This window comes from Streptomyces bohaiensis (genome assembly GCF_012033785.1).
Lineage (GTDB): Bacteria > Actinomycetota > Actinomycetes > Streptomycetales > Streptomycetaceae > Streptomyces > Streptomyces bohaiensis.
In genome coordinates this window covers 1-8,899 of sequence record NZ_JAAVJC010000195.1, presented here as the reverse complement: position 1 = coordinate 8,899, position 8,899 = coordinate 1, and the positions used below count along the sequence as shown (strand labels likewise).

The window sequence follows — 8,899 nt, the reverse complement described above, 5'->3', positions numbered from 1 at the left end:
GGAGCGCGGTGGCACCGTCCCGGCGGCCGCGTCGCCGCCGCGGTCGCCGCGCGGTCGCGCGCAACCGCGCGGCGGTGGACCGCCGCATTTGCACCGGGGGCTGAGAACCACCAACGGCACTTCACCCGAAAGGGTTATTCGCCCGATGAACCGTCCGGAAGGACGTCCGCCGCGAGGCGGCTGGGGCGCACGGGGCCCCGTGCGACGCCGCGGGCCGCGAACGCTCCCGACCGCCCGGCGACTGAAAGCGACCGCCCCCGCTCGGGTTTCGAACGACCGAAGCGCGGCCGTCGCACCGGGGCGCACGCCGACACGACGCGGTGCGCCCCGTCGAGACGTCAAGCCCCCTCGGTTTGCACGTTTCGGCGGGGATGGTGCCCGTCCGGCCGCGGCGCTACGGTTTCGCCCCCGGCCCCCGGCCCGACTCCGGCCCCCGATACGGCGACGGGACACGGACGCGGCCGCCCCCACAGCGAAGGACGGGACCATGAACCGAGAGCAGCGCAGGCCACGCCGTCCGGCCGCCCCACCCACGGCTTCCGCCGGCGGACGGGGCCTCACGGCGGTCGCCGCCCGACGCCGGGCGGCCCCCCGGCCCGGTGCATCATTTCGGACGTTGTCACCTGGCCGTAATCCGTCGCCGTCCCCGGAAACGCCGGGACGCGGCGGAGAGCCGGGGTCCCGCAGCGGGGCCGGCCGCCGATCCTGGGAGCGCATGTGCCACGGACACTGACCACTCTCTCCTTCGCCGCGTTCTGCGGGTACCGGCGCAGCGCCTACCTCGACTACGCCACCCTGCGGCTGGGGTCGGCGCGCGCCGGTCGCATCGTGGTCGACGCCACCTTCGCCGACCTCGCCCGGGAGTGGGGGCGGGTCATCAGCAGCGAGAGCCCCGCTGCCGCGGCCTGGCGTTTCCTCACGTCGCGGACCGACCAGGCGGCGCGGGCGGGACGGGAGCCGGAGCGCGCCGGCGGGCACCGCCCCGGGCTCTCCGCGCGCCACGCCGACGCGATCTCGCTCGTCCACTGCCTCCGGCTGTCCACGGACGAGGCCGCCGACCTCATCGGGGTACCCCGCACCCGGCTGGTGGCCGACCTGCGCGCCGCGGAGCGCCGCCTCACCCCCTAGGCGTGTTCCTCCGGCATATTCCGGCCGAAGCGCCGGACCGTCGACCTTCCCGGAACGGCCCGGTGCGGACCCCGCGTACCGCGTCCCGGGGCACTGGCCGAATCGCATCCCTGCGCCGAACCGTTGCCTCCCGCATCGCTGGTCGGGCCCGAACAGCCGCGCCTAGCATGGGCCACCCGTCCGGCGTACAACCCCGGCGGGCGGCCCCTCGCGACCTCGGTACGCGCGAAGTGGTCGGCTACCTAGGGAGATTCACATTACTGTCGACGTCAGCAAGCCCAGTGTCGCGCGCATGTACGACTGGCTCCTCGGAGGCAAGGACAACTTCGCCTCGGACCGCGAAGCATGCGACGAACTGCTCCGTATCGCCCCCAGCACCCGCGAACTGGCCGTGATCAACCGGCTCTACCTCAAGCGCGTGGTGCACTGGCTGGCCTCGAACGGCATACGGCAGTTCCTCGACCACGGCTCCGGCCTCCCGACGCAGGACAACGTGCACCAGGTCGCGCAGCGCGTGGACGAGAAGTGCAACGTGATCTACGTGGACAACGACCCGGTCGTCCTCGCCCACGGCCGCGCCGCGCTCGACGAGAACGACCGCACCGCTGTCATCCAGGCCGACATGCGCGACACCGACGGCATCTTCGACCACCCGGAGACCCGCACCCTGCTGGACCTGGAGCAGCCGGTGGCGGCGCTGTTCGTCAGCGTCCTGCACTGCATCCCCGACGACGACGACCCCTGGGGGCTCGTGCGCCGCGTGGTGGACCGGCTGCCGTCCGGGAGCTACGTGGTGGTGTGCCAGCTGGCGAGCGACGACCCCGAGGTGCGCGAGTCGGTCACCGAGTTCATGCGCGAGACCACCGGCGGTACGTGGGGCAGGGTCCGCTCCTTCGACGAGGTGAACCGTTACTTCGAGGGGCTGGAGCTCGTCGACGAGCCGATGGACGTCTCGCTCTGGCGGCCCGACAGCGACGTGTCGCCCCGACAGGCGACGCAGGAGTGGCTGGAGTACGGGGCGATGGCGCGCAAGCCCTGACCCGAGGCGGACGTGCGGGAGGGCGTCACCCCGGCCGGGGTGACGCCCTCCGGCACGTCGGGCGCCGACGCGGTGCCTCCCGGTCGCCCGGCGCGCTCAGTCGCGAGTGGCGTCGATGGCCCGCTGCAACCGGTCGAGCGTGCCTTCGCGGTCCAGCGCGGCATCGGCCATCAGCAGGAAGGTCTGACGGTACGCCTCCACCTCGCGCTGCGAGCTGAGGTAGCGGGCGCCGTGCAGCTGCTCCAGGTACACCATCTCCTCCGGGCCGCCGGCGGGGAACTTCAGGTAGGTGACGCCCGCGTTGGGCGCGGTGCTGCCGGCGGCGGCGGTGAACGGGATGATCCGGATGTTGATGCCCCGCGCGGTGTCGGCGAGGTTCTGCAGGTGGCGCAGCTGCCCGCGCATCACGGTGGCCCCACCGATGGGACGCATCAGCACGCCCTCGTCCAGCAGCGCGACCATCCGGGGAGCGTCCGCACTCTGCAGCAACCGCTGCCGTTCCAGCCGGAGTTCGACACGGCGCTCGATGTGGAAAGCGGAGGGGTCGGGGAAGGCGAGCGAGACCACGGCGCGGGCGTAGTCGGGGGTCTGGAGCAGCCCCGGCACGTACTGCATCTCGTAGGTGCGGATCTCGTCGGCGGCGGCCTCCATCCCGATCAGCCGCTCCAGCCACCCGGGCATCACGTCGCTGAACTGGTGATACCACGCGCGATCGCCGGACTGCTTCAGCAGTCCGGCGATGCCCTCGCGCTCCTCGGGGTCGGTGACCCCGTAGAACTCGAGCAGATCGAGCACGTCCTTCCGCTTGGCCGGGCTCTCACCGCGCTCCAACCGGGAGACCTTGGCCGGCGACGCCTTGATGACCGGCGCCACTTCCTTCAGGAGGTAGCCGTGGTCCAGGCGGAGCCGCCGCAGGTAGGTGCCGAGCACCTTGCCCGCGGCGACCGGGCCACCGGCGTCCTGGTCGGCTCGTGCGAGATCGAGCGGGACAACTCTGCGGTCCTGACGGTCCGGACGGTCCACCTGGAGCTCCTTCGACTGCGGACTTCGCGATCGTCAGTATCTCCGGATGCGGCCCGGTGGGGGCGCCGACCACAGAGCGCCGGTCACTTTCAGCCACTCACGAAGCCGAAGTCCCCCCGCCGTGCCCCTTCGACGAACGCGGCGATCTCGTCGCGCGTGTACACGAGCGCGGGACCCTCCGGATGGCGGGAATTGCGTACCGCGAACCCGCCGTCCGCCAGCCGTGCGATTTCAACGCAGTTCCCTTCCGGGTTGCTCGCACTGCTCTTCACCCAGGTGACACCCTCGATCGCGGTGGCCGGGACTCCATTGGCGAAGGACTCCATATAGCTGTGCTCCAAACGCTTGGACCTGCGAGAAAGACCGCACGCGGTCGACGTCTCCCCGTTCCTGGCATCCGGTGGACGTCCGGGGGGAGAGGCTCCGTCCGCTCTCGTGCGATTGCACCGCGGTAACGGCGCGATGACCATCATTGCCCAGCCGCACCCTGTTGATGCGTCGCACGTGCGGGAGGTTTGCGGGGAAGCCGGAGCGTGCGCCGGGGCGCGACGCGGTCACGGGTCGGGCAGGTGCACGACATGGGGAGGAATCTGTCCGAACCCTCACCGTGGCGTCGCTCCACCGGAGTACACCCGGCGTGGCGCTTCGGCGCGGGCCCCGGCACCCCGCCCCGCATGTGTCAATCGGGCGGAACGGGTAACCCGGGGGCGATGAACGCACAGAACCAGGACCCGGACCCCCGTGACACGGCGGGCGTCGACACCTCGGGCGCGCAGCAGACCGGTGACACGCCACCCGCCGAGGGCAGCATGTCGGAGGCCGGCCCGTCCGACGCCCACAACCCCGTACGGGGCTGGGCCGCCGGCCCGCTCACGGCACTGATCATCACCACCGCGCTGGTGGTCGGCTTCTTCGTCTGCTACGCCGTGTGGCTCATCGTCAGCGGCGGACCGGACTGAGCGCCGCCCGATTCGAACAACCGAGCACGGGGGGGTGTCGGCGGGCGGTCGCGCCCGTCGGCATCCCCGTGCCCGGTCGCGGTCACGGGACGGGGTGAGGCCCGGGCCCGGGATCCGGTTCCGGGGTGGGCCCGGGTGTCGGCGCCGGGGCCGGGCGGGGCGGCCCCGGGTCGGGTTCGGGATACGGCTGCGGCGTGGGCCCGGGGTGCGGCGGGCCGGGGTCGGGCGCGGGCCCGGGCTCGGGCGGGGGCTCCGGGTGCGGCGGCCCCGGGTCCGGCTCGGGCGCGGGTCCGGGACCGGGCTGCGGCACCGGTTCGGGTGCGGGAACCGGGCCCGGCCCGTCGGGCGGGGGTGGCGGTACGGTCATCGGATGCCTGCCTTCCGGCCGGAGGGTGTCGCCGCGCGACGCGGACACGACGGGTGCCCCGGCAGGAGGGTTCTAACCACGCCCGGACCGCATCCGGAACCCAGCCGCTCCGGGAGCGGCGTCATCCCCCCGGACCGGCTGCGCAGGACGGACGCGCCGGGAGGCGCCATGGTGGTGGAGGGGAGACGTCGTGCCCGCACCGGACGGCGCCTCCGCCGACACCGGTCGGCACCACGCCGACCGGCCGCCCGCCCGCCCGGGAGCAGCCCGATGAACGACACCGCACGTCCGGGCCGGGCCGTGCCACGGCGCGGCCGGCATCCGCACGACGACGCCCCCGACACCGCGCGGGAGCAGGCCCTGCTGACGACCCTGCCCGAGGGACCGGCCCGGCAGGTGCTGACCGGCCGGATCGTCCGTGCCTGGCTGCCCATGGCGCGGCGGTTGGCCCGCCGCTACCAGGGGCGGGGAGAGGATGCGGAGGATCTGGAGCAGGTGGCGGCGCTGGGCCTGACCAAGGCGGTGCTGCGCTTCCGCCCGGAACGCAACACGGCGTTCGAGAGCTACGCGGTCCCCATGATCGTCGGGGAGATCAAGCGCCACTTCCGGGACTGCACCTGGGACGTCCACGTCCCGAGAAAGGTTCAGGAGCTGCGCCGGACGGTGCGCGAGGCCGTCAAGGACCTCGACACCGGCGACCACGGCGGTGTACCGGGGGTGGCCGCGCTGGCGGCCCGCACCGGACTCTCCCCGCAGGAGGTCCGACTGGGGCTCTCCGCGCTCGAGTGCTACTCCGTGCTCTCGCTGGACTCCGACCCCACCGGGCCCCAGGGCGGCCACACGCTGCTGGCGACCCTGGGCACGGCGGACCCGGGCTACCAGCAGGTGGTCCGGCGGGAGGCGGTGCGCCCGGGGCTGGACCGCCTGGCCGAGCGGCAGCGGTACATCCTCTACCTGCGCTTCTGGTGCGACATGACCCAGCGCTCCATCGCCGACCGGATGGAGATCTCCCAGATGCACGTCTCCCGTCTGCTGCGCGACACCTGTGAGCAGTTGCGGCGGGAGGCCGAGGGGGTCGGCGCCGCCGGCGGGCAGCGGCCCTCGCCGGGCTCGGCGCCCGCCGCCCGGGGCACGGGGCGGCGCCGGTAGCGGCGGCCGCACCCCGGCTCGGCGCTCGGCCGCGGAGCGGCCGAGCCCGGACTACGCCGTGCTGTCGGCGGCGGCGAGCAGCCGCGTCAGGATGCCGTGGGTCTCGGCCGGTGGCGCCGCCTGCACCGCCAGGTGGTTGACGACCTCCCACAGATGCTCGACCTCGGCCGGCCGGTCGAGTTGGGCGACGGTGGCGTGCTGCTCGACGAAGGCGACGTCGGGGAGCAGCCCGCCGGGGAGGCGTGCCAGGGTGACCGGCCCGCCGAGCCCGGCGTGGCACCCCGCGTCGAAGGGCAGGATCTGCACGGTGACGTGCGGCTGCGCCGCCATCTCCGTGAGGTGGCGCAGCTGCCCGCGCATCGTCTCCGCTCCGCCCGCGGGCCGCCGCAGCGCCGACTCGTCGACCACCGCCCACAACCGTGCCGCGGCTGTTCCCTCCAGCACACGGGACCGCCGCATCTCCAGGTCGACGCGGCGGGCCACCTCGGCGTCGTCGGCCGTGAGGTGGACGGCGCGGCAGACGGCACGGGAGTAGTCCGGGGTGCGCAGCAGCACCGGGACGGTCTGCGGCGTCCAGCAGCGGATGACGGCCGCGGCCTGCTCGATGCCGAGGTAGGCCTGGGCGCTGTCGGTGAGCAGGTCCGCGTAGCCGTGCCACCATCCGGGCCGGTTGGCCTGGGCGGCGAGGCCGAGCACCGCCTCGCGCACCGCGGCATCACGGACGCCGTAGAGGGAGAGCAGGTCGCCGACGTCGCGGAGCTTGCACCCGGTACGGCCGAGCTCGAGGCGGCAGATCTTCGAGTGCGAGGCGCCGATGACGGTGCCGGCCTCCTCCTGCGAGATCCCGCGCGCCTCCCGGAGGCGGCGGAGGCGCAGCCCCAGCACCATGCGGGGGACGACGGGGCCGGCATGGGCGCGGGACCGGTCCTGGACGGTGGTGGCCGGGGCGTCGCTCGTGCCCATGTCTCGCTCCCTGCTGTGGGACCGGCGGACGCGCTCGCGCCGGACCGGCCAGCCTAGTGGCTCGGTGGAGGGCTCGTGTCCGAGTGGTGAACACAGGTGCGCGGCGGGCTGGTTCGGCATCGGCGTGCGCCCGCGCTCGGGTCCGCGCGGTGCCCGCGCCCCGCAGCGGGTCGGACGCTCACCGACCGGGGCGGGTGCTGGTGGGAGTGGGTTTCGGCGAGGAAATCAGCGCATGACGAACGGGGTCCATATGTAAGGTCAGATGTATAATTCCATGATCGCTCGGGACTGGAGAACCGGCCCCGGACCAGCGGATTTCCGTCCCACTGGAGGCGTGCCCCCCATGTCTGCACCCCACGCTCCGTCCGCTCCGGCGGACTCCACGAACGTCGGCATCTGGATCGTCGGCGCACGCGGTTCGGTCGCCACGACGGTCGCCGTCGGCGCCGCCGCGCTGGCCGGGAAGCTGGCCTCACCGACCGGCTGCGTCACCGAACTCCCCTTCTTCCGGGACGCCGAACTGCCCCACCCCACCGAACTGGTATTCGGGGGGCATGACATGGTCGGCGTCCCGCTGACCAAGCGGGCCGCGCAGCTCGCCGACGCCGGGGTGTTCCCGGCCCACCTGCTGCCGCAGGTCGAGGACGCGCTGCGCGCGGCCGAGCAGGAGATACGTCCCGGTATAGGCGCCGTCGAGGAGGGCGGGGAGGGCGGCCAGTGGGCCACCGTCAGCCGCCTCGTCGCCGACCTCGCCTCGTTCCGCGAGCGGAACGCGCTGGAGCAGGTCGTGGTCGTCAACCTGGCCTCCACCGAGGCGCCGGTCGAACCCCGCACCGCCCACCGCTCGCTGGCCGAACTGCGCGCCGCTCTGGAGTCGGGCGGGGAGGTGCTGCCGCCCAGCGCGCTCTACGCCTACGCGGCCTTCGAGGCCGGCTGCGGCTATGTGAACTTCACGCCCTCGGCGGGAGCCTCGCTGCCCGCCCTCGACGAGTTCGCCCGCGAGGCGGGCGTTCCCTACGCGGGGCGGGACGGCAAGACCGGCGAGACGCTGGTCAAGACGGCGCTGGCCCCGATGTTCCTGCACCGGGCGCTGCGGGTCCGGGCCTGGTCGGGCACCAACCTGCTCGGCGGCGGCGACGGCGCCACCCTCGCGGACCCCGATGCGGCCCGTTCCAAGACGGAGACCAAGGCCCGCGCGGTGCAGGACATCCTCGGACACCCCGTCGAGGGGCTGGTCCACATCGACAACGTGCCCGAGATGACGGAGTGGAAGACCGCCTGGGACCACGTGCTGTTCGAGGGCTTCCTCGGCAACCGGATGACCTTCCAGTTCACCTGGCAGGGCTGCGACTCCGCGCTCGCCGCGCCGCTCGTGCTGGACCTGGTGCGCCTGGTGGCGATGGCGCGCCGCCGCGGTGAGACCGGGCTGCTCCCCGCGCTCGGCTTCTTCTTCAAGGAGCCCATGGGCAGCCGGGAGCACGACCTGACCCGCCAGTTCGACACCCTGGTCGCCTGGGCGACCGCGGCCCCGGGCACGGAGGCGGGTACGGAGTCGGCCGCCGGAGGCGGTGCCGACGGCGGGGGCCCGCACCCGTCCGCTCCGGGCGGCGCCGCGTGAGCGCGGGAGCCGCGGCCCCGCGGTTGCGGGACCTGGCCGAACTGGTCCGCGCCCCCGCCGCGCTCACCGTGCCCGGCGACGTCGTCGTCGGCGCGGCGGCGGCCGGTCGGCCGCTGAACGGTCGTACCGCCCTGACGGCAGCCGGGGCCGCCTGCCTCTACTGGGCCGGCATGGCGCTGAACGACTGGGCCGACCGCGAGGAGGACGCGCGGGACCGGCCCGGCCGCCCCATCCCCTCGGGGCGGATCACGCCGGACGCCGCGCTGGCCACCGCCGTGTCGCTGACCGTCGGTGGGCTGGCGCTCGCCGCCGCGGGCGGGGGCGCCCGAGCGCTGCTCACCCGGGCCCTGCCGCTGGCCGGGACGGTCTGGGCGTACGACCTCGTGACCAAGGCGACCCCGCTCGGCCCGCCGACCATGGCCGCCGCCCGCGCGCTGGACGTGCTGCTCGGCGCGGGTCCCGGCGGTACCCGGCGCGCGTTGCCGGCGGCGGCGCTGACCGCCGCCCACATCCTCGCCGTGACGCGGCTGAGCCGCCGCGACATGACCGTCCTCAACGGCGACGGCCTCGTCGGGCGCGTCACCACGGTCGGTCCCGGCACCGCGACCGTCCTGCTGGCCAGCGACCCCAACTTCACCGTCGGCACCCGCATG

At 74.2% G+C, this 8,899-nt stretch carries 9 protein-coding genes; 6 read left to right on the top strand and 3 right to left on the bottom strand.

Annotation, left to right across the window (positions count from 1 at the left end; all coding sequences use genetic code 11):
• The first annotated feature begins 717 nt into the window (after nucleotides 1-717).
• Nucleotides 718-1,128, top strand: a complete 411-nt coding sequence (locus HCN52_RS18105; RefSeq protein WP_168089499.1) for a hypothetical protein — start codon at nucleotides 718-720, stop codon at nucleotides 1,126-1,128.
• A 250-nt stretch (nucleotides 1,129-1,378) separates the two neighbouring features.
• On the top strand, nucleotides 1,379-2,167 hold the full coding sequence (locus HCN52_RS18100) for an SAM-dependent methyltransferase (RefSeq protein ID WP_312876761.1): 789 nt from the start codon (nucleotides 1,379-1,381) through the stop codon (nucleotides 2,165-2,167).
• A 96-nt stretch (nucleotides 2,168-2,263) separates the two neighbouring features.
• Here HCN52_RS18100 and HCN52_RS18095 read toward each other — a convergent pair whose 3' ends face one another.
• Both HCN52_RS18095 and HCN52_RS18090 read right to left on the bottom strand, forming a co-directional pair.
• Nucleotides 2,264-3,190, bottom strand: coding sequence for a helix-turn-helix domain-containing protein (locus tag HCN52_RS18095; protein ID WP_168089497.1), 927 nt, complete (start codon nucleotides 3,188-3,190; stop codon nucleotides 2,264-2,266).
• An 89-nt stretch (nucleotides 3,191-3,279) separates the two neighbouring features.
• Entirely contained in the window at nucleotides 3,280-3,516 is a 237-nt protein-coding gene (locus HCN52_RS18090) for a DUF397 domain-containing protein (protein WP_168089496.1), read from the bottom strand.
• A 384-nt stretch (nucleotides 3,517-3,900) separates the two neighbouring features.
• On the opposite strand from HCN52_RS18090, the gene HCN52_RS18085 reads away from it, so the two are divergent.
• Together HCN52_RS18085 and HCN52_RS18080 are read left to right on the top strand one after the other, a co-directional pair.
• Complete coding sequence (locus HCN52_RS18085; RefSeq protein WP_168089495.1) at nucleotides 3,901-4,149, top strand: DUF6480 family protein; 249 nt, start codon at nucleotides 3,901-3,903, stop codon at nucleotides 4,147-4,149.
• A gap of 637 nt (nucleotides 4,150-4,786) precedes the next feature.
• Entirely contained in the window at nucleotides 4,787-5,665 is an 879-nt protein-coding gene (locus tag HCN52_RS18080) for a SigB/SigF/SigG family RNA polymerase sigma factor (protein WP_168089494.1), read from the top strand.
• Nucleotides 5,666-5,716: 51 nt separating this feature from the next.
• On the opposite strand, the gene HCN52_RS18075 is transcribed toward HCN52_RS18080, so the two are convergent.
• Nucleotides 5,717-6,628, bottom strand: a complete 912-nt coding sequence (locus HCN52_RS18075; RefSeq protein WP_168089493.1) for a helix-turn-helix domain-containing protein — start codon at nucleotides 6,626-6,628, stop codon at nucleotides 5,717-5,719.
• Between the two features lie 343 nt (nucleotides 6,629-6,971).
• Here HCN52_RS18075 and HCN52_RS18070 point away from each other — a divergent pair, with 343 nt between their 5' ends.
• Both HCN52_RS18070 and HCN52_RS18065 read left to right on the top strand, forming a co-directional pair.
• Nucleotides 6,972-8,246 carry an inositol-3-phosphate synthase gene (locus HCN52_RS18070; protein ID WP_168089492.1) on the top strand — a complete coding sequence of 425 codons (1,275 nt, stop codon included), beginning with the start codon at nucleotides 6,972-6,974 and terminating at the stop codon, nucleotides 8,244-8,246.
• On the top strand, nucleotides 8,243-8,899 hold a 657-nt coding region (locus HCN52_RS18065; RefSeq protein ID WP_312876760.1), incomplete at its 3' end, for a UbiA family prenyltransferase. The genes HCN52_RS18070 and HCN52_RS18065, both read left to right, overlap by 4 nt.